The 19,518-nt window shown below is 66.2% G+C and carries 18 protein-coding genes and 1 pseudogene; 9 read left to right on the forward strand and 10 right to left on the reverse strand.

All coding sequences use genetic code 11. The features are described from left to right. Nucleotides 1-102: 102 nt before the first annotated feature. The 4 genes from MCHLDSM_RS34910 to MCHLDSM_RS05305 form a co-directional block, all read right to left on the reverse strand. On the reverse strand, nt 103-1,014 hold the full coding sequence (locus MCHLDSM_RS34910; protein ID WP_234713874.1) for a transglycosylase SLT domain-containing protein: 912 nt from the start codon (nt 1,012-1,014) through the stop codon (nt 103-105). Nucleotides 1,015-1,149: 135 nt separating this feature from the next. Further along, nucleotides 1,150-3,561, reverse strand: coding sequence for a hypothetical protein (locus MCHLDSM_RS05295; protein WP_168440028.1), 2,412 nt, complete (start codon nt 3,559-3,561; stop codon nt 1,150-1,152). Nucleotides 3,562-3,582: 21 nt separating this feature from the next. Further along, entirely contained in the window at nt 3,583-4,611 is a 1,029-nt protein-coding gene (locus MCHLDSM_RS05300; RefSeq protein WP_048469163.1) for a hypothetical protein, read from the reverse strand. Further along, nucleotides 4,611-4,919 carry a hypothetical protein gene (locus MCHLDSM_RS05305; RefSeq protein WP_015298059.1) on the reverse strand — a complete coding sequence of 103 codons (309 nt, stop codon included), beginning with the start codon at nt 4,917-4,919 and terminating at the stop codon, nt 4,611-4,613. The genes MCHLDSM_RS05300 and MCHLDSM_RS05305 overlap by 1 nt, the downstream gene beginning before the upstream one ends. A gap of 264 nt (nt 4,920-5,183) precedes the next feature. Here MCHLDSM_RS05305 and MCHLDSM_RS05310 point away from each other — a divergent pair, with 264 nt between their 5' ends. The 3 genes from MCHLDSM_RS05310 to MCHLDSM_RS05320 all read left to right on the forward strand — a co-directional run bounded on the left by MCHLDSM_RS05310 (nt 5,184) and on the right by MCHLDSM_RS05320 (nt 6,412). After that, the gene (locus tag MCHLDSM_RS05310) at nt 5,184-5,495 is read left to right on the forward strand and encodes a hypothetical protein (RefSeq protein ID WP_048469164.1); all 312 of its coding nucleotides are present in this window, start codon (nt 5,184-5,186) and stop codon (nt 5,493-5,495) included. A 46-nt stretch (nt 5,496-5,541) separates the two neighbouring features. Then, a complete protein-coding gene (locus MCHLDSM_RS05315) occupies nt 5,542-5,835 on the forward strand; it encodes a hypothetical protein (RefSeq protein WP_048469165.1) in 294 nt (97 codons plus the stop codon). 220 nt (nt 5,836-6,055) lie between these two features. Next, a complete protein-coding gene (locus tag MCHLDSM_RS05320; RefSeq protein WP_048469166.1) occupies nt 6,056-6,412 on the forward strand; it encodes a hypothetical protein in 357 nt (118 codons plus the stop codon). Nucleotides 6,413-6,603: 191 nt separating this feature from the next. Here MCHLDSM_RS05320 and MCHLDSM_RS34915 read toward each other — a convergent pair whose 3' ends face one another. From MCHLDSM_RS34915 to MCHLDSM_RS34925, 5 genes are all read right to left on the reverse strand, one after another. Next, nucleotides 6,604-7,434, reverse strand: a complete 831-nt coding sequence (locus tag MCHLDSM_RS34915) for a DUF2637 domain-containing protein (protein WP_053082901.1) — start codon at nt 7,432-7,434, stop codon at nt 6,604-6,606. Nucleotides 7,435-7,580: 146 nt separating this feature from the next. Continuing rightward, nucleotides 7,581-7,976, reverse strand: a complete 396-nt coding sequence (locus tag MCHLDSM_RS05330; RefSeq protein ID WP_048469167.1) for a hypothetical protein — start codon at nt 7,974-7,976, stop codon at nt 7,581-7,583. Between the two features lie 8 nt (nt 7,977-7,984). Continuing rightward, entirely contained in the window at nt 7,985-8,779 is a 795-nt protein-coding gene (locus MCHLDSM_RS05335; RefSeq protein ID WP_048469168.1) for a ParA family protein, read from the reverse strand. 811 nt (nt 8,780-9,590) lie between these two features. Next, entirely contained in the window at nt 9,591-10,490 is a 900-nt protein-coding gene (locus MCHLDSM_RS34920; protein ID WP_234713875.1) for a helix-turn-helix domain-containing protein, read from the reverse strand. Then, nucleotides 10,457-11,731, reverse strand: coding sequence for a helix-turn-helix transcriptional regulator (locus MCHLDSM_RS34925; protein WP_234713876.1), 1,275 nt, complete (start codon nt 11,729-11,731; stop codon nt 10,457-10,459). The genes MCHLDSM_RS34920 and MCHLDSM_RS34925 overlap by 34 nt, the downstream gene beginning before the upstream one ends. Nucleotides 11,732-12,589: 858 nt before the next feature. Between MCHLDSM_RS34925 and MCHLDSM_RS39040 the strand changes: the two are divergent. Together MCHLDSM_RS39040 and MCHLDSM_RS05355 are read left to right on the forward strand one after the other, a co-directional pair. Further along, nucleotides 12,590-12,886: pseudogene (locus tag MCHLDSM_RS39040) on the forward strand (WhiB family transcriptional regulator); the annotation flags it as partial. A gap of 1,168 nt (nt 12,887-14,054) precedes the next feature. Beyond that, nucleotides 14,055-14,408 (forward strand): DUF4031 domain-containing protein, encoded by a 354-nt coding sequence (locus tag MCHLDSM_RS05355; RefSeq protein ID WP_048469169.1) that lies wholly within the window; start codon nt 14,055-14,057, stop codon nt 14,406-14,408. A gap of 146 nt (nt 14,409-14,554) precedes the next feature. Here the strand turns inward: MCHLDSM_RS05355 and MCHLDSM_RS38050 are convergent, their stop codons facing one another. Beyond that, nucleotides 14,555-14,701: a hypothetical protein gene (locus tag MCHLDSM_RS38050; protein WP_156455031.1), complete on the reverse strand. Its 147-nt coding sequence runs from the start codon at nt 14,699-14,701 to the stop codon at nt 14,555-14,557. Between the two features lie 509 nt (nt 14,702-15,210). Here MCHLDSM_RS38050 and MCHLDSM_RS39045 point away from each other — a divergent pair. From MCHLDSM_RS39045 to dnaB, 4 genes are all read left to right on the forward strand, one after another. After that, on the forward strand, nt 15,211-15,660 hold the full coding sequence (locus MCHLDSM_RS39045) for a DUF1643 domain-containing protein (RefSeq protein WP_234713877.1): 450 nt from the start codon (nt 15,211-15,213) through the stop codon (nt 15,658-15,660). A 110-nt stretch (nt 15,661-15,770) separates the two neighbouring features. Continuing rightward, the gene (locus MCHLDSM_RS05365; RefSeq protein WP_234713878.1) at nt 15,771-16,133 is read left to right on the forward strand and encodes a hypothetical protein; all 363 of its coding nucleotides are present in this window, start codon (nt 15,771-15,773) and stop codon (nt 16,131-16,133) included. A 623-nt stretch (nt 16,134-16,756) separates the two neighbouring features. Beyond that, nucleotides 16,757-18,079, forward strand: coding sequence for a hypothetical protein (locus tag MCHLDSM_RS05370; protein ID WP_053082914.1), 1,323 nt, complete (start codon nt 16,757-16,759; stop codon nt 18,077-18,079). Next, nucleotides 18,076-19,476: a replicative DNA helicase gene (gene dnaB / locus MCHLDSM_RS05375; protein ID WP_048469172.1), complete on the forward strand. Its 1,401-nt coding sequence runs from the start codon at nt 18,076-18,078 to the stop codon at nt 19,474-19,476. Before MCHLDSM_RS05370 ends, dnaB begins: the two co-directional genes overlap by 4 nt. The last annotated feature ends 42 nt before the right edge of the window (nt 19,477-19,518 follow it).

The raw sequence follows: 19,518 nt of genomic DNA on the forward strand, positions 1-19,518 counted from the left end.
CCGTCGTCGGGTACATAAACCGGAGTTTACGGTTCAGGTAGGGGGGTGAGTCGCGGCGACACTGGTTGAGGGGCCCGGAATCCGGGGTTGGAGCGTGAGTGGTCAGTAGCCGCCGTACCCGGCGGCGACCCGGCGGGCATGGAACTGCTGGAGGCCGGTTCCGTCGGCGCTCACCTTGTATTCGCTCATCATGTAGGCGACGCCTGCTGAGCCGCTGGCTACGGGGTCGAACATGTTTCTCGATGTTCCTGCGACGTGGTAGGCGGCGAAGGTGGATGGTTTCATCTGCGCGATGCCGCGGGTCGCTTCGGCGGGGGCGCCGTCGCTGCGGGGCGGCCCTGGAATGCGCGCATTGTCGTCGTCTCGATTGACTGCGTCGGGGACGTAGCTGCTTTCCTTCCACCACTGGTTGAGCAGGATCTCGCGCCAGCGCGCTCTCACCTCGGGGTTGGTGCTCACGCCGTTGTTGTCCAGCGACCGCTCGATGACCTCCATGACCTGCGGTCTGGTCAGCGTCATCCCGGTGGGCTCGGTGACGATTTCGTTGTTGCGCAGCGGTTCCCGGCCACCTGGCGCGCGGGCAGCCGAGGTGCTACCGGAGAGCGATTCCGATCCCTCGGCGCCGGCGAGGAGCTTGGCCAGCGCAGCGGGGGCAACGTTGAACATTCCCGGTGCGGCCGTGGGCATTTGGGGAGCCATGGCGGGCATCGGGGGTGGTGGTGCAGGCATTGGCGCAGGTGCGGGCATCATCGGTGCTGAGTTGGCGAACGGATTAGAGGCACCAGCGGGGCGGGACAGGGCGTCACGCAGGGCAGCCAGTCCCCCGGGTTCTGTTGCGCGGCTGGTACGTTCGGCGCTTCCCTTATCAGTGTCATCGAGAGCGTTCGCCGCGCCCTTACCCTTGCTCAGCGACGTGTCGGCATCGTCGATGTTGCCTTTGGTCTTGTCGTTGTGGTCTTTGAGCGCCTGGGAGATCGCCGGATCTTCCAGTCCGCGCCCGCTGGGGTCGGGCACACCGCCGCGGTGATCCCGTAGCGCCGTCTGCGACTGACTGTAGGTCTGCTCGGCCGTGGGTTGATCGACGGCGATCTGATTGGGTTCCGGTGCCATGGTTGAGGATGCCTGCCAGGTCCAATACTGCTGCGCTGGTTAGTTGTTCGGCGGGACGGTGCGCGGGTTGAGCCCTTGCACGCCCGTGTTCTGCCCTGGGATCACACCAGGATCGGTGGCCCCTGTGGTCGGCGGCAACTGCGTGGGCGGCGCGACGGGCGGTGCCGGTGGCGGTGCTGCGCCGGTGTCGGCCACGGGTTGCGCCACTGGCGTCGCCGGGGCGCCGTCGTCGGCGAGGCGGAAGAAACCCTGGTGTGGACCGTCGAACTGCGCGATGTCCGACAGGGGAACCACCTTGCCGGCCTCGTTGATCGCCATCGCTTGGTTGTCAACGACCCCGAGAAAAACCCCGTTGTGGTTGTTGGCTCCCATGACGACGTCGCCTGGCTTGAGCTGATTGACCGGCACGTTCTGGCCGATGTCCTGTCCCGGGGGCGGCATCTTGAACCCAGCCTCTTCGGCGGCCTGGTAGATGCTCTTGTGGCCTGGCCCGTCGGTACCCGTAAGCCCGTGAGCGAGGTTCGCGAGCTTGGGATTATCGAACGTCCACTTACGGCCGCCGATCTCGGTGGTATTCGACGCAGGGTTCACCGGCGGTGCCCCTTGCGGCCCGTTGTCGCCGTGCCCGGCGGGCGTCGCCTTGACCGCGGCAGGTCCGGCCACCGCCGGGGCGCCCGGAGGCGTGTGATCGCCGGGACCGTTGTCTGCGGGGGCCTTCTTGGCGTCGTCGCCGTCCTTGTTCTTGAGGCGGTCGTCGAGAGCCTTCTGCAGCGACGCCTTGTCGATGGGCTTGTCGGCCAAGTCCATCGGTTTCGGTCCGCCGGCACCGAGGCCGGGGATCTGCGGCATGCCGCCCATACCCGGCACCTGCGGCATCCCACCCATGCCGGGCATGGGCATGCCACCGGCAGGCATGTTGTTGCGCAGCAGCGATGCCAGGTCCTTGGCCGGGTTGTCGGCCGCATTGGGCTCAGAGGCAGCGGGTCCACCGAAAGCGGCCGGAGGAGTCGCCGGCAGCGGAGTCGTCACCGGCGGTGCAGTGTCGGCCGGGGCCTCGGACTGCGGTGTGCCACCGGTGCCACCTGACGGGTCGGTGGTCGACCGATTGGGTTTCACCGCGAAGTTGTCCGCGGCCGCGGTAAGCGACTGCGCGATGCGCTGCATGTCGTCGACGGCAGTCTTGAGTTCGCCCGTCGAATCCGACATGTGGGCTTCGTTGACGTGGTTGGCCCGAAACGGGATCAACCCTGACGTCGAGTTGTTGATCTCCTGTCGGTTCTTGAGGTTGACCCCGCGGAACGCCTGGTAGGCGTTGTTGGCGCTGTTGGCTCCAGCCATCAGTTGCGAGGCGATGGTCGGCAGCATCGTCGACTGGAAGTCCCCGAGCGCCTCGACGCCGGGCTTGGTGTTCGCCCAGCTCTGCACGACGTACGGCTCGTTGGTCTGAGACTGGTAGATCGAGGTCACCGAGTCGACGAGGTGGGTCAGTTTCGCGTTGAGGGCGTTGACCTTGTTCGCGACGTCGGCGAAGTTGCTCGTCGTCTCGATGTTGGGTGCGCTAGTGGGCCAGACGTCGTCAGGGTGGTAGCGGAAGGCCGCGTCGTTGGTGCGGCTCATCCCCTGGTCTTTGCCCTCGATGATGCCGTCGCGGTTGCCGTCGTTAGTCAAGGGCAGGAAGTGGGTGCGCGGCGGGGACGGCGGCGCGTCGATCGCCGGCGCCTCGCTGCCCCCACCGAAGACCGATGCGATGAGGTTGTTGAACGCCTTCCGCCCGTCGGTGTCGACCATCCACAGCACGACGGTGATCGCCGTGCCGAGACCGGGCACCGACAGTGCGCCCAGACGCAGAAGCGACATCGCGGCCAGTCGGCCTCCCAGAGCAGCTCCGCGCTGCGCCGCGAGCACGGCACCTTCTCGTGCCGCAGCGCCGGCACCGCGCTCAGCGAAGGCCCGAGCCATCGACCGCTGCGCGGCCTTGGCCGCATCGGCCCCGGCGTCCTTGGCCGCCTGCCGGCCCGCGGTGGCGGTGGCATCCGACGCCGCGGTGGCCACCGGGCCCGCCGGCTTGGGTACCGCGGCGGGGTCGACGGTGGGCCTCGGCGCGCTTGCCGGGGTCTTGACCTCTGCGGTCTTGCCGTCCATCGGACTGGGGGCCGAGTGATCCAGTGAGGTCTGCGGAGCGTCCTGCGCCGGCGGTACAGCTGCGTCAGGTGCCCCTTCCGGGGTGCGCCCGGCGAACCTGTTCAGCGTGTCGTTGACGCGGTCGTTTCCCACGACTCGGTTCAAGGCGAAGGCCGCGCCGAACGCGCCCGCGGGATCGAGGCCGGCACGAAGAACGTCACTGAGTACGTCGGACTGGCCACCGGAAACGGATGGCAACGAGATGAGGTCGGGGGCGAGCATCGGCGATGCTCCTGACCCATTGCCGGGTGTCGGTGTCGGTGTCGTCACGGTTGGCTCATTTCCCCCTCGCTAGCGGTGTCGCTCACCGCGACCCACGATTCCGCTGGTGGCGATATCGGCGTCGATGTCGGCTCCGGTGAGATCGGGATCTCGTCTGATGATAGTTTTCTCGCCTTTTCCCTTCCCGGAGGAAACGCCAGATCCGCCCATTGGTGCCATGGGGGCCATCGGCGCCATGGGCATCCCGCCGCCAGTTCCGGGAGCGCCCGCCCCCAGTGCGGGGGATCCCGAGGCGGCGACGGTGAAGGGGTTGGCGGGCCGGCCTGAGACGTCGGCGGCCGTCTGGGCACCGGACAACGTCGGCATCTGCGGGGGAAGCTCGTCAGCTGAGGTGTGTGTCTGGCCGGCGCCGGGTGCGAAGTTCGGGTCCGTCAGCCCTGACGGGCCGCTGCTGTTGCCGTCCGGGCCTGGTTGCAGGGAGTCCAGCAGGGAGGCGACGTCGGGGTCAACGGAGTCCTCGGGAACGCCTACGGGGGCCGTGGCGGCGTCCCCGGCGGCCGGCGACCCGGTCATCGGGGCCGTCGGTGGCCGCAGCTGGCTCAGGGTGGACAGTAGGACCGGCAACACACTGGCCGAGCCCAGGGGCGACGATGCAGGGTCGGTAGGCAAATCGGTGGTGGCGTTGTCGAGTTTTTGCGCTGAGGTGGCTTCGCCGGTGGAGAACTTCTCCTGTGCGTCCTTCTTCTGGGCCAACAGGTCAGATAGGCGGTCGGTAGCGGCCCGAACGTCGTCGGGACTGCCAGTGCCGTCGGCAGCGGCTGATGCGGCGAGGATGACCGCTTCCTGTGCAGCGCGGATCTCGTCGTCGGTCGGTGTTTCGGCGTCGCGGGTGGCGACGAGGTTGGCGCGATCATTGGCGGCCTGCGCGACCGCGCGGGCAGCGTCGCCGATGGCGTCGAGGTGACGTCCGTGTTGAGCCAGGGCGCGGCGCACGGCGTCTGCGGCATCGCCACTGGCGGTGTCGTCGAGGCCGATACCGGCAAGGGTCTCGCGGATCGCGGCCAGGTCGGCGGCCACGTTGTCGGGATCTGTGGGCATTAGAAGGCGGGTCCTGCGGTGACTGTCGGGGGCAGTGCCCTGCGGGTGTAATCCATGTGCCAGGCGTTGAAGGCGTTGATCAGTACGGCGTTGATGAGTTGGGCGGCAGTGGGCGGCGGGAGCTGGCAGACCTCGTCGGCGATCTTGAGGTCGGCGAGGCGGCCGCGCCAGACCAGGGCCATGACCGACGGCGATACGGGGTCGTCGGAGTAGATGCCGACCGCTTCGGAGAATGCTGAGTCCTGTTGGGCGTCGACGGCCTCGAGAGCGGCGATACTTGCTCGGATGTCTTCGAGTTCCGGGTACATATGTCGGGCCCCCGCCTGTGGTCTGCGCTTGCTCGGATGGTCGTTTCCAGGGTAGGCCGGTGGCAGTGCCGGTGCCGACGTACCGCGCCGCGTGCGGGCGTCTCGTTTGCCAGCAGCATGTTCCAGTCTCGAATTGGTGGGAAACGACGCGCAGATAGCCTTTGCGGGTGCGCCAATCCACGTTTAAACTTGCGGGCACAAGGGGGTGTCCGGGGTACTCAAGAACCCCTCCCACCACATAACGAGGAAAAGGGGTTCACACTCATGCCTGCAGGTGTCATCAAACTCACGAACGAGGAAATGCTGCAGATCGCCCAGCAGGGCCAGTCGCACTGCGACAGCTACTCCGCCCAGACCCGGGCGCTGGTGAACGTGGCCAACGAGTTCGCCACCATGCACATGCGCGGCGCTGCCGGTCTGGCCGTGTTGAACAAGACCACGGAGCTGCAGCAGACCGTGGACCGCATGACGCAGACGTCCAGCGAGAAGTACCAGGGCGTCGGACAGTTCGCGCAGGCCGGGCTCAACTCCACTCAGGAAGCCCAGTCGCGCATCATGGCGATCGCCTCGGCCTGACCACCAGCACACGACCTCACTTTTACGATTCAAGGGAGCACACACGATGAGCGGCGAAATCAATTACGACCTGGTCGGCATCCAGGGTGGCCTGGCGACCGTCATGGGCATCCACGCACAGAAGCAGGACATCGGCAATCAGATGGTTCAGCAGTACACCCATCTCGATTCGATCGCTTCGGGCCGGGCTACCGACGCCGGCATGGAGTTCTCCAACATGGCGAGCCACGCCCGCGCCCAGGAGGCCGAGGTCATCCAGGCGCTGCACCAGGGCGCGTCGCAGGCTTCGGATGACCTGCAGCATGTCGACAGCACCTTCATGGGACTGATGGGCACCTAGCCCACGATTCGACGTCGACCCCCTTCGGGATTCGGTGATCAGCCCCCGGCTTCTCAGCCGGGGGCTGATCCGCGTCTGGGTGCCACCTGGCTCACGACCGCCGGGGCGCAACGCCCAGAAGTTTCCCTACCTGGAGAAGTGTCACGCTCCGCGCGTCGTGAGTCCGCTGCTAACGTTGCAACTTGACTTTAAGAATACGAATTTGCTGGAGGAAACGGTCATGGCGATCCCGGTACTGCTCACCGTCGAATTGTTCCCTTGGAACGACCTGAAGGGGAACGCCTTCGAGGAGTCCGTGCGCGACTTCAACGACGAGGTCCGCGAGTACTTCGTCGACAAGGTGGAATTGCTCGACGTTCCGCATGACATGTCCAACCTGACGGGAACCGACACCGTGTACGGGACCGGGACAGAGAACGTTCCCTACGTCGCGGCGACCATCGTCGTGGGCTTCAAGGGCGTCGCAGTCGAGCAAGCCAAGGAGTTGGCAGGCCAGTTCACCACGGCGAAGTTCAACCACGTCTCGGTCGAGGTACTCGATCCCGGCAACCTTTCCGCCGCCGACGCTCAGGCCTAACACCTGACGCCTCCCCCGCGCTCGACAGATGTGAGGCCCGTTCGGCGGCGCACGCTATCGATCGATGATGTGGCCGGAGAACCCACCCCTGGGTTCTCCGGCCTCATCGGTTTTCGGCGTTCAGCGCTCTTGTCGTGCGCCTCGATGCGCTGGCAGGTGTACGCATTGCTCGGCGCCGCTTGCCACTACCGCTATGCAGGGCTGGCAACGAGCTCCATCGAGTCCACCTTTGTTTCGTCACGTGATGGTGCGGCCGCGTTCGGCTGCGGCTGCGGGCATGACGGGCAGTAGTCCCGCCGCTGTGCGCCACGATTATCCGAGCGCCAACCGCGTCGCCGCCGCGCTTCGGCGTCGCGGCGAGGGTCGGCCTCGTCGGTGACCTCGGCGGTGGCGCATCCATCGCATTCGATGATTGTCACGGCGTCGTCGTCTCCCCCTTCCACCACAGGGTTCCTCTCCCCCGCTACCTCACCGTCCTGAAGTTCGGCCTCACTTAACGGGTCGCCGTCGACGGCGCCCCCGGATTCGACGGGCACCGGATGGACGGCGGAGGGGTGCTGTTGGCCGTCGTCTCGGGCAGTGCCCGGGGCGGCGGGGTCGCGGCGGGTCAACGCCAGGAGCGCCCACGTGGATTGAGCGATGGACAGATCGATGATGAGCGGCCAGATCCATGCGAGAGTGCTGCGGATACCCGCAGTCTCGGCCAGAGCGCGCAGCGCATCAAACGACAATGCGAACGCGCCGCAGGCAAGCAAGACGGTCATGACCATCGCCGCCCAGTAGGCGGGACCCGAGCCCCTGCTGGCCCGAGCGAGAGTGCCCAGGCCGTGGATGCCCGCCAACAGGATGATCGGAGGGACGGCTGCGACGGCCGCGGAGACCGCCGCGGTGCCGGGCGCGGCGTTCAGTAGGGCGTGGGCGACGTTGCCGCTGACCGAGGCGAGAGTCGCAATCGACAGCACGGTCCAGAAGAACCGCTTGGCCTTGCGGGTGTCGTGGGAGGGCATGGTCGAGTGGGGCACGGGGGTGCCAACACCCGATCGTCGATCGTCGATCGTGATCACTGGTTGTCCATTTCGCGGAGATGGAGAGGGTTGGGCGGCGGCGTGGCGTTGTGGCGCATGAGGCCTGGTCGGGCGCCGGTGAGGCTCTTCGAGCTGCAGATGGTTCAGAGGTCGAACGGTCCGTTGGCATCCAGCCACTCGCGCAGTGCTGTCTCGACGATCTGGTTCTGACTGATCTGCCGACCCTGGCGGTAGCTGTGCACCAGGCTCGCCTTTTTCAGTTCGCTGATCAGGGCGGGGTCGAGGCGGTAGTTGACCTGCTTTTTGGAGGCGTGCTCTTCCGCCGTCTCGGCAGCGAGGGGCGTCCGTGGTGCCGGTGGCGCGGTGGGGGCCGGCGCGGCCGGCGCCGGGGCTGGGGCGGCCGGGGCCGGATCGGGTGTGGCGACGTTGTCGGCGGGCGGCGTGGCGGTGCCGTCGGCCTGATCGATCAGCCCGATTACGGGGTGCTGTTCGCCGGCGGCTCGCAGAACGCGTTGGCGTGTGATCTTCGTCGTGCTCATGGCGGGGACTACCTTCCTGCGGTGACGGGCTCGGTGATGGGAAGTTCGAGGAACAGATCGGTGAAGGCCGTGCTCAGCGCGCGGGCGCCGGCGCTCCCCCGCATCGAATGGATCGGCGTGGCGAGGCCGTTGGCGTCTTTCCACGCCGCCCGCTTCGGAATGACGGTCTTGGCCACCAACTCGCCGTAGGCGTCGCGGATCTCCGCCTCTCGGAATTCCTCCTCGCCGTTGTTCTCGCGCTTGGTGATGACGATGCCGGCGATCTCGATGGCGGGGTTCACGCGTTTCTTGACGAAAGAGGTGGTGTCCTGCACGTTCTTGATGCCACCGAGGCTGTCAATGCTGGCTTCGGTGACGTAGATGACCTGGTCGGCGGCGACCAGCGCTCCGACGAGGAGACGGCCCACGCTGGGTGGGCAGTCGAAGAGGACCGCGTCGTAGGCGCTCAGGTCGCACCCCTCGAAAGCTGCCCGGAGGCGGAAGATGACGTCGTTGGCGCCGTCGAGGTCTCGATTGGCGAGGTCGAGCGTGGCGGGGATGACGTCGATCCCGGGCCAGGGCGTGGCCACGGCGGCATCCAGGGCGGTCCCCTCTTGGAGTTCGAGGAGCAGTTCGTTGGCTGTGGCGGTGTCGTCGCCGAGCTGGCTGGCGTCCACGCCGAGCCCGCGAGTCAGGTTTCCCTGCGGGTCGAGGTCGACGGCGAGGATCCTGTGGCCGAGGGCAGTCGCTGCGCTGCATAGACCCAGGACGGTGGCGGTTTTGCCGACGCCGCCCTTCTGGTTGGCGATGGCTGTTTTCTTCATTGGTTGCTCCTCCGTGTCGAGCGTCTAGCAGTGGTCGCGGCGCTTTCGCCGCTATCAGGTCTTCCACTGATTTATATGCTTGCGTTCCTAGGGATGCTATACATGCGGTGTATAGCACCCCTAGCGGTGCATCGCGATTGTTAGTGTCGCATCGTGGTGCACCAATCCGCAGTACGACGCGGCGTGTCGCATTGCATTTCGACGCACCGCAGAACTACGCGATAACGTGCACCGTGGTGCGGAACTATCGGATGCATTCGCATGCAGCGTGCTGCGATCTGCTGCATCCGGCAGCACTGCATTGTTGTGCGACGTGTGGTACTGCGGTGCATTGCTCTATACAGCGGTACTTTCGTAGTACTGCACCGTAACGCGCAGCACCGTGTTGCACAGCTGTCCTGCTCATCGCTGAGCGATGCACCGCACAGTCCAGCTCTGCAGTGGGTCGCTGGATATAGCGCCGCAGTACTCAGGGGCGCACTCGACAGCGCTGCACTGCGGGACATCGCGGGGCGATCCTTTCCACGCGGGGGAGGTATACGCACAGCATCACTCCGCAAGGCACCCCACACAGGGCAAGACACACGTTTGCGATGCGGTTACTTAGTGCGCACTGCGCAGTTTCTCGCAGGTCAGCATGCAGAATCAGGGCATCGCTTTACGTCATAGCGATGCTATACATCGTTGCATGTAACGCGGGAGGACCCCACAAAGCGCCGCTTGCAGCGCTATACGCGCTGGTAACCAGCTGGAGCAGGGCGGCGTGGGTGCCGAGCGCGGTGGGGGAGGGGGGAAGCTGTTGCTGCGCGACCTACCCGGAACCCCACGATCCCAGCTCGGGGAGCTTCAGGGCCGGCCGCGGTTGCACGTTGTCGCGGGCCAGTTTCTCGAACACTTCCCGGGAGGTTGATTCGTCGCGCGCGAGCACGCACCAGCCGGACACCACCGAGTTGTTCGCCGCGACCCCGGTCCACCGGCCGTATAGATACTCTTCGCTGGCGGGTAACCAGAGGAACACGGCCTGGCGGCTGCGAGTGCTCATTCCTGGCGGCCGGTACCAACCGATGAGGACCTCGTTGGAGAAGATGCGCAACTCGCCTCTCCATGCGTTGTCCAGCAGCAGGGTGTCGCCGGCGCGGAGCGCGTCGACGGTGTGCAGGTCGGCCTGGTCGTGGTGGCCGAATCCTCCTTGCCAGGTCGCCCACCATTTCCCGTTGAGTTCGATGGGCCGTGGGTCAACACCGGCGAGGGTGGGCAGGCTGATGTCGAGGGCGGAGCAGATAGCCGCTGCGGCAGCGAGCGACGGCTCTTGATCGCCGGATTCGTACCGCTGGTAGGCCTCCAAGGCCAGCCCTGCGGTGTTTGCAACACGGGTCTGGGTCAGCCCGAGCTCGCGACGACGGGCCTGCATGACCTCGCCGACAACGGAGAGCCCAGGCGTCTCCACTGGGTCCTCACCGGCGGGTACCTGACCTGCGAGTTCGGCGAGCGACACGTCGAGGGCTTCGGCGATGGCGCGTGCGACGGACAGTGGCGGCTCGCGGTCGCCGGTCTCATAGCGCTGGAAGGTGCCCTTGGGAACGCCGGCCAGGCGCGCGAGTTGAGCTTGTGAAATGCCCAGCTGGTCGCGGCGGGCCTGAATGACTGCCGCCCAGGTGGGTGGATTCGTGTTGGCGCTCATGCTGTTATCGCCGTGACGGTCGTGTTCCACTGAGAGAGGCGGTCATCAAGTTCGTGCACCGCGGTGCTATCAGCCCATTCGTCGAGCATCGTGCGGACCGTGTGAATGCGGCGGCTCAATGCGGCCGAGGATGAGGGTCCCATCTCGTCGAGTGCGGTGGTGAGTAGGGCTGCGGCTTGTTCAGGTTCTCGCCCGACGGCGTGGACGGCGGCCAGGTCGCACAACGTCAGTGCTCGCGTCTTCACATCGTGGGTGGGTAGTTCGTTGAGTGCACGATCCAATGCCATCCGGGCATCGGTGAGCCGGCCGGCCGACAACAGCGTGTTGGCTTTGGCTATCGCCATCCGATGTGTGGTGAACCAGTCGAGCCAGGGGGGCTGCCCGTCGGCTCCACGCAAGGACTGCTCGGCGTGTGCGATGAGTGTGGCGGCGTGTCCATGGTCGCCGGCGCGTGAGGCTATGTCGGCCTCGATGGTGTCCAGCCATGCTTGCAGTCGCTGCGGGTTTCCTCCGCGCCGTGAGAAGGATCGGGCGGATCTGATGAGTTCTCGTGCTTGGGGTAGGTCGCCGTCGTTGTCACGCGTGGTCGCTAGCGCGAGGTGACCGAGGGCGGCCGCGCCCAGCGACTCGTCTTCGGTCAGGCGGGCGCATTCGAGCGCTTCGGTGAAGCAGGCCCGAGAGTCGCCGGGTCGATGTAGGTCGAAGAGCAGTACGCGGCCGGCGAGCATCCAGGCCAGGGCAACAGGGGTTGCCAGCTCAGTGGTATCGGTGCCGGTGGCCGCAAGTAGCGACGCCCCGAGTTCCGCGTGTCGAAATATGGGCTGCTGCAGCATCTTTGCTGGGACGTGCCAGTACATGTCGCTGTAGAGGGTCGTCATCTGCGCGTACCGGGCGGTGGCCTGAGCGGATCCCATCTCGTGGAAGTGCGGCGGGGGAGCGGGGCCGTCCGGGGCTGGGGGAAGTGTCGGGCCCGAGGGTCGACCACCGCGTTCTGCTGCGGACAGTGCCGTGCGCTCCGAGCGTGGCGTGAAGCCCAGATCTGTGATGGGCAGTCCGAACAGCGCCTCGAGCGCCTCGATGTGCGGTCGGTGAGGCCAACCTGGATTGTCGGACTCCCACCGCCGGACGGTGCGCGTGGTGACCGAGAGCGGGACGAGGCCGAGTTCGGCAGCCTTCGCGGTGAGAGCGCCGACGAAGTCCGCTTGTGAGGTGAGGCCGCGTTCACGACGGGCGGCGCGTAGCCGGACATTTCCGCCGGGCGGTGCGGTCATGGCCAACATCATACGTCCTGGTCAGCGGCGGACCTAGCCCGATGAGAGGACATAACTCCGGCGCAGAGCATCGTATTTTGTCCGCTTCTCGCGTCGTGATGGCCGCGCTCCTCCGCCACTGTGGATGAAATGCGTCCAAATGACTCCGTTCAGCTGTTGACGGCGTCTCTATTCGGGGTTTACAGTCAGTCCCATACGGAGACGCCGAGCGGACCCATTCGGAGTCATCAAAAGCGGAATCGAAGGAGGCGGCCCCACACGCGAACCTCAGAGCGAGCCGGCGAATGGCCACAGACACGCACCCGCGGGTGGTGGAGGAAGGTCCGGCGCGCGGCCCCGAAATGCGACAGCCCTCGGTGACCGGGGGGTCGTCACCGAGGGCTAGTCCTTGCTATCGCCGATCGAGCCACGAACTGGATCGGCATCCACCCGAAGGGGGAGATCGCTTTGAACGACGTCCAAGAGTTTACCGCAGCACCAGTCACCATCACAGCCACGACACTGCCGCCGCACGACCTCGTGATGGGTGTGGCCAACGTCCTCGACGGTGCACGCACCATTGCGCTGCGCAAATGGGACAAAGACCGCTGCGACCTGTACCACGTGGCCGAGCGCGCCTGGCGCGCACAAGCAATGGTTGTGCCTCTCGCTGCCGTCACGGCGCAACTGCGCCGCGTCGTCCCTGACGGCAAGCTGCTCACCTACCAGGATCAGGAAGGGCGCACCCGCGCCGACGTCGCGGCCAAGTTCACCGAAGCACGCGAAGCGCTACTCGCCGGCAACACCGCCCTCGCGCGTCAGACCGGTGACGTGCAGGCCCCTCAGCGAGAAGACTCCGCTCGCGCCGCGGCGCCACTCATCGTCGGCGACAACGAAGACGAGCCCCCCACCACCGCAGTGACCAACATTTCCCTAGCCCACCTCCTGGGCTTGGACCTCTCCGACGACCAGTGGCAGCGCAAGAGCTTGTGCGCCCAAACCGACCCGGAGGCCTTCTTCCCCGAAAAGGGCGGATCAACCCGCGACGCGAAGCGCATCTGCCAGCGCTGCCCCGTCATCGGAGATTGCCTCAACGCCGCACTCGCCAACGACGAACGGTTCGGGATCTGGGGCGGCCTGAGCGAGCGCGAGCGTCGGCGCCTCAAGCGCAATCTCGAGGCCGCCGCCAATGGCGCCGCCGCCCCTTCCGACGTCGACGAAGACCTCGACGAGCTCGACGAGGACGGTCTCGACGTCGATGACGACAGCGATGATCTCGACGACGTCGATGACGACGCCCTGGGCCTGGACTTCGACCTCGACTCGCTCAACGACTTCGACGACGACATCAGGAAAGCCGGATGACCGCGGCGAGGCGACCCCAAGTCGGGCCGGCGACACGCACAACATCAGCTGCCCGCCAGGCCAACGCCATATCGGTGGCCGCCAGCCACGTGGCGGGGCATCACGCATTCGCACACCGGGTGAGGGGTTCGGTGAGCGGAGGGTCCCGGTGGCGGTACCGGCATGAGATCGGCGCGGACCCGCGCCGCATCGCCGGTGATCACCACCGCGACGGGCATCAGGCCGTCACGTCACCGCACCGGGGGACGGCGACGAAGGGGAGACGGTTCTGATGTCTCGTCACAGCTATCCCGGATCGGGGCGGACGTGGCGTAACGCAGAGTCTCTCGGTGCCGCCAACGAGAACCGGCGGCGAGATGCCGCGTCGCGACAGTCAGCGCGCGCCCGGGCCGCCCTGGAAGTCCTTACCTCGGTCAACCTCTCCACGTCACCGGTCTGGCGACGGCGCTGGTTGGAGGTACTCCAGCGGCGCGCCGCAGATGACCAGGCATCTTTGGCCGACCTCGCCGCGAGGATGTCTCCACCGATGACGAAGAGCGCATTTAGTTGCCAGCTCGACCGAGCCTGTCTTTTCGCCGAAGACCTTGCCGCTGCCGCGAATCGGGTTCCCAACGACAGTTCGTCGACGGCGTCGATCGCTGTCCACTCATCCGCTCACCATTCACTCGCAGCCGCAGCGCCGGTGAGTGCGTCGGTCGCCGCGGCCTCGCCGATCGGAGGCGGCCGATGACTACATCGCGATCTCGAGTTCCCGCCTGGCGCGTAGTGCAGGTGCGAGCCACCCACCACGGAAGGGCAGCTGATGGCATCTCCTGAGATCTCCGATGCGGTCGGTGGCGGGAAGTTCGTCATGGCCACCTTCGTGCCGCGGCCGCCTGCCCGCTGCTCCATCTGTCGACATCCGGCTCCCGCTGGGGTCGACACCTGCACGACATGCCTGGCCGACTACGGCTTACCTCTGCCTGGGGTGGCGTAGCGCATGACCGTCTATGTCGACAACATGCGGCTATCGGCACAGGTGGGCACCATCTCGGGCAGGTGGTCACACCTGATGGCCGACTCCGACGATGAACTCGATGAGTTCGCCGCCAAGCTGGGCCTCAAGAAGGCCTGGGCGCAGCATCCCGGGACGGCCCTTTCGCACTATGACGTGACCGAATCCAAGCGGCAGCAGGCGATCGCCCTAGGCGCGGTACCCATCGACTACGGCGGGGACATATCGATAGCCCTCATCCGCCGTGAGAGCGCGGCTTCACTTGTCGCGCAGCAGCTTACGTTGGCGTTGGACGCGGACGAAGTTGCCGAGGCGTCGATCTCGGAGGGGCACCCATGACCTCGATGTTGGAGCGCGCGCCCTCGGCTCACCCTTTCGTGAGTCAAACCGTGCGTGTCGGCGAACAGTGCGTTGACCTCACGGCGCAACGGACGACCTGCCCTGATTTGGTCATCACTCCGCGCATCGACGCGTCTGAATTGGGTTCACTGCGCCTTGTCGACGGACTGGCCCTGGTTCATCGCTGCACCGGGACGATGATTGCGGCGGGACGGGCCGAGGTTCTTCACGACCTTGCCGAGCGCCTCAGCACCGTCGACTGGGTCTCCGTTGGTGGCGACGTTGCCGACCACGCGCGTCGGCTCTTTTCAGACCTGACACCTGCGCAGGCAGTTTCGTCGGAGGTGGTGGGCGTGGCCTTCTGCGATATGGCCCTGCTCGAGTATCGGTCACCAACACAGACCGCAGAGCTATCCGGATCAATCCCCGCCGAGGCCATGTGGTCCGACCACACTCAGCTGCCTCACCGCGCTCCCGCGGCCGCCCCGGGACACCTGCCGAACGGTGACCATAGCCACGCTCACGCCTCCTCGTGGAGGCGTCCGTGAGGAACGACGCGGCATGGATGAGCCGGCGCAGGCCGGGGCCTGGCGTCCGAGTCACGCCAGCATCGCAAGGTGGAGCGCTTGTTTGGGACACCGTCACCCCGCCGCCGGACCAGGACGGGCACGTGCAAGCTGTGACCCTGCAGCGTGCCCGCCGGCAGGTCTGGCCCATGTGCGGAGTGTCGTCCCGCGACAGGAGCGGTCCTCAGCGGCGGATGGTGCGCTGCTGGGACTCCCGGCAGCCACTGCTTGGGTGGGTGCTGTCGGCGCAGAATAGCCCCCATCACCGCGCCGCGGCGGTTCATCGTCGATGTGCGCTGATTGCGCGCGGCCTGGGTTACGGCGGAATCGACATCGGCTTCATCAGCCCGCCGGCGGAACCTGCTGGCGGTGGGCCGAGCGCCAGTGCTGGCCGACTGGACCCGACCGCGCTCCGTTCACTGGCTCACGATCGCGATCTGGTGGTTCTGGCGTGGGGGAACGCCATTGACGTCCATTGCGGCGCAGCTGCGGCCCGGCTTCTACAGCAGGAGTTGGCCCGCCACTGCGGCTCGTTGGCGGTATTGGGCTGGACGACGGACGGCCGGCCGCTGGACGTCGACGGCGCGAGCCGGGCGCCGACGCTGAGCTGTTTGTGCTGTGCGCCAACTGGCTCTTATGACCATGACGCCCGGTTCGACCGTTTAGTGATGGGGGCGGTGTCGTGACTCTCGATGGCTTGGTGTCGGCATCTGAGTTCGCGTCGGTGACCGATATCGCCCGGCATCGGCGTCAGCGCGGGGCCAGTCGCGATGTATCCGCTGACGGAGTGGCGGTAATGGCCGCACTGCGCGATCACGAGTTGGTCGGTGAGGCGAAGTTGCTCGTCGTCTGTTGGATCACCACACACACGGATCGGGCGCGCGTCGATGACGTTGTGGAGCCGCCAACGATTTTGGATGCGGCGCGAATGGCCACGGGGCTACGGGGGACGGCGGCGTTGCGCTGGGTGGCCTCCGTGGTGGCAGCGGAGGCCAAGCGCTCCGACCCGGCGCTTGCGCGCTACATCGACGTCGACTGGCCGCGGTTGTGCCAGTGGGCAGTGCGATACCTCGCCGAGGCTCAACGGGGCCCTGAGCAGCCTGTTGGCGCGCTCCATCGTGTCGTTCCACAAGTTTCCCGCGGTGACATGTTGCGATGAACCGGTGGCGCGCGTACGCGCGCATCCACGGGAGTGTCATCCGCGGCGGCAATGAGGAGGTGCAACAACTACATCGCGCGACACTGCGCGCCCTGGGAACGGGGCGCTGCTGAGTCGACCTCACAACTAAATCAGTAGGGGCACATACGGCAGTCCCCCCGTAGGGGGAGTTGGACGCTTGAAGCATGCCACCGGAGCGGTAACTCCGGGCCGTTTGAGAGCGAAGCGTCAACTTCGATCTCGTGCCCCTCGCGAAGCGAAGGGACTTTCACCGTGCCAGGTGAGTTCCAGGGTAGAACACGCCCTGATAGCAGTGCAAGCACTCCAAGCACATTCCTTCGATGCATTAGCCAGAACCGCGCCCATGGCGCCGGTTCGAGGTTGATGTCGTCGCAAAACGTCGCGCTGATCGAGGTCGGTGGCGGGTGTCTGCGTCGGGCACCGGCAGGATCACTGACCTCGCAGCGAGTCGCTCGTACACGTCGTGAGCGGGGCCAGGCCGCGCCAGCAGACTGTCGGCCGGTCGGCAAGCTCTGCCTCAATGGCGTGCACTTTGCCACCCGCGCACTGGCCTCGGCGATCGAAGCCCAGCCGTGGACCTCGCCGAGGCGGGGTGCGCAGCGATGACCCGCCTGACGACTTCCTTGCCGTCGTCGCGTCGCCGGCGCGCTGCCACCGTCGGTCCGCGTCCGCGCGTCGAATTCTCCGACGCCGCAGCCGTACGGGAACGCGTCGAATCCAGCGCAGCTGAACTCCGTCTGCGTGGCGCACGTCGACATGCCCTGACAGCCGTGCTCAAGCTGCTCTGCGGCTACAGCAGGCTTACCGACGACCGTATCGGACTGTCGCAGATCGTCGACCTGATCGCAGCGGCCGGGCGGCGTCGTTACGACGTCAAGACAGTCGGACGCGCACTGGCATCCCTGGCGGCCGACGAGTTGATCCTCTACCGGCCCGCACAAGGCCGCGGGAAGCACGCCTTGGTCGCCATCCATACCCGGTTCACCGAAGGCATCGAGGTCCTTCAACGGGACCGCTCTGGGCGCGTAATCGTCGATTACACCGGCCATTCCAAGACCGATTCCGTCACCTTTTCCGAGCCGCTTCCTTATATAGACCAAAAGAATTACCTCCCTACCCTCCGGAACGACAGGCGGCGCGAGACTTCTCGACCGATTGGGGTGAAGGTTCCCCGAGGAGAACTCAAGACCGTCATGGACGGACTGCCTGAGCCGATGGCTCAGCTGCCCAAGCACCTGCGGTGGAAGCTCGGAAGCGAGATCCTGCAACGACTCAAGCGGGGCTGGCGCGCCGACCAGATCCTTGATGTCCTCAACGCTGAAATGCCTGCTCAGGTGCTGCGCCCATACAAACTCGCCATCTGGCGGCTGCAGAAAAATGTAGTGGGTTCGGGTCCTCGGCTGCGCCCGCTGCAAGCCGCGTGGGACGCCCGCGCCGCAGCCGCGGCACGCGCCGAAGCCGAGGACACCAAAGAACGCCGCTTCGCCGATCTGGCGGCGATGACCAGCCCAGAGCTGCGCGAGCAGGTGCTTCTCGCTGACGAAGCGAGGTTCGGGCGGCGATCGAAGGACCCGTTGGCTGCGTTGGGGGTGGCCGCCCGCCTGGTGACCTTCATGTTCCCGGAAATGCCGCTGGCGGAGGCGTTAGCGCGCTGGGCAAGCGACGTCCTTGCCGAACACGAGCCGCAACCTGTTGCAGTTCAACCTGTTTCGGCGGTGCCGTCGTTGAGCGAGGAACTCCTGATGGACCTGGCGATCACCGGTGGTTGCAACTGCGTGGTGTGCGGATCCGACCACGGCACCTACCGCCCGGAGCTGCCGCTGAAGGCCATGGCAACGGTGTGTGACCAGTGCTGGCCCGACATCGCTGCCGATCTCGCTGGCGGTGGCGAAGAGGACGAATTCGAGGAGGTGATCTCGGCATGACCGATCTTGACGACGCACCGACACGCACCTCTCGTCGCCGGCAGGTGGAGCCCTATGCCGACCTCGACAACGACCGGCAGCCGCCGCAGGATCTAGCCGCTGAGCAGTCGGTGCTGGGCGGGATGATGCTCAGCAAGGACGCGATCGCCGACGTTCTCGAACGGTTGCGGCCCAAGGACTTTTACCGGCCCAACCATCAGCAGATTTACGACGCGATCCTGGACCTGTTCGGGCAGGGCGAGCCGGCCGACGCGGTGACTGTCGCCGCCGAACTCGACCGGCGCGGGGTGCTGCAGCGCATCGGTGGGGCGCCGTATCTGCACACCCTGATCGCCACGGTGCCCACCGCCGCCAACGCGGGCTACTACGCCGGCATCGTCGCGGAGAAGGCCGTGCTGCGCCGCCTGGTGGAGGCCGGCACCCGCGTCGTGCAGTACGGCTACGCCGGCGCCGAGGGAGCCGACATCGCCGAGGTCGTCGACCGCGCCCAGGCCGAGATCTACGACGTCACCGAGGACCGCGGCAGCGAGGACATGGTGGCGCTGGAGGACCTGCTTCAGCCGACCATGGACGAGATCGACGCCATCCAAGCAGGCGGCGGCCAAGGCCAAGGAATCCCGACCGGGTTCGCCGAGCTCGATGAGGTGACCACCGGCCTGCACGGAGGCCAGATGATCATCGTCGCGGGCAGGCCAGGTCAAGGAAAGTCCACTCTGGCATTGGATTTCATGCGGTCATGCTCGATCAAACACAGACGGGGCAGCGTGATCTTCAGCCTGGAGATGAGCAAGTCGGAGATCGTGATGCGGCTGCTGTCCGCGGAGGCGCGCATCAAGCTGGCCGACATGCGCGCCGGCCGGATGAGTGATGACGACTGGACCCAGATGGCCCGGAGGATGGGCGAGATCAGCGACGCCCCGCTCTACATCGACGACTCGCCGAACCTCACCATGATGGAGATCCGCGCCAAAGCACGCCGGCTCAAACAGAAGGCGGATGTGCAGCTGATCGTCGTTGACTACCTGCAGCTGATGACGTCGGGCAAGAAGGTGGAGTCCCGGCAAACGGAAGTAGCGGAGTTCTCTCGCAGCCTGAAGCTGATGGCCAAGGAACTCGACGTCCCGGTGGTCGCGGTCTGTCAGCTCAACCGCGGTCCGGAACAACGCGTCGACAAGGTTCCGCAACTCTCTGACCTACGCGAGACCGGCCAGCTGGAACAAGACGCGGATCTGGTGATTCTCATCAACCGGCCCGACGGGTACGACCGAGACAGTCCGCGCGCCGGCGAGGCTGACCTGATCCTGGCCAAGCACCGCAACGGCCCGATTAAGACGTGCACCGTCGCGTCCACTCTTCACATGTCCTCGTTCCGCGACCTTGCGCGCGGCTATTCATGAATTGTGGAGGCTCATTTCACGTGGCCAAATCTCAACCGAGAT

Origin of the sequence: Mycolicibacterium chlorophenolicum, assembly GCF_001044235.1 — a bacterium.
In the GTDB taxonomy this organism is placed as follows: Bacteria; Actinomycetota; Actinomycetes; order Mycobacteriales; family Mycobacteriaceae; genus Mycobacterium; species Mycobacterium chlorophenolicum.

Bases quoted from the DNA above. Each gene is read 5' to 3' on its own strand.
- MCHLDSM_RS05330 (WP_048469167.1), bottom strand. From the start codon at position 7,976: ATGAGCACGACGAAGATCACACGCCAACGCGTTCTGCGAGCCGCCGGC.
- MCHLDSM_RS05355 (WP_048469169.1), top strand. From the start codon at position 14,055: ATGACCGTCTATGTCGACAACATGCGGCTATCGGCACAGGTGGGCACC.
- MCHLDSM_RS05300 (WP_048469163.1), bottom strand. From the start codon at position 4,611: ATGCCCACAGATCCCGACAACGTGGCCGCCGACCTGGCCGCGATCCGC.
- MCHLDSM_RS05315 (WP_048469165.1), top strand. From the start codon at position 5,542: ATGAGCGGCGAAATCAATTACGACCTGGTCGGCATCCAGGGTGGCCTG.
- MCHLDSM_RS05305 (WP_015298059.1), bottom strand. From the start codon at position 4,919: ATGTACCCGGAACTCGAAGACATCCGAGCAAGTATCGCCGCTCTCGAG.
- MCHLDSM_RS05365 (WP_234713878.1), top strand. From the start codon at position 15,771: ATGGCCGCACTGCGCGATCACGAGTTGGTCGGTGAGGCGAAGTTGCTC.
- MCHLDSM_RS05335 (WP_048469168.1), bottom strand. From the start codon at position 8,779: ATGAAGAAAACAGCCATCGCCAACCAGAAGGGCGGCGTCGGCAAAACC.
- MCHLDSM_RS05310 (WP_048469164.1), top strand. From the start codon at position 5,184: ATGCCTGCAGGTGTCATCAAACTCACGAACGAGGAAATGCTGCAGATC.
- dnaB (WP_048469172.1), top strand. From the start codon at position 18,076: ATGACCGATCTTGACGACGCACCGACACGCACCTCTCGTCGCCGGCAG.
- MCHLDSM_RS05320 (WP_048469166.1), top strand. From the start codon at position 6,056: ATGGCGATCCCGGTACTGCTCACCGTCGAATTGTTCCCTTGGAACGAC.
- MCHLDSM_RS05370 (WP_053082914.1), top strand. From the start codon at position 16,757: ATGACCCGCCTGACGACTTCCTTGCCGTCGTCGCGTCGCCGGCGCGCT.
- MCHLDSM_RS34925 (WP_234713876.1), bottom strand. From the start codon at position 11,731: ATGACCGCACCGCCCGGCGGAAATGTCCGGCTACGCGCCGCCCGTCGT.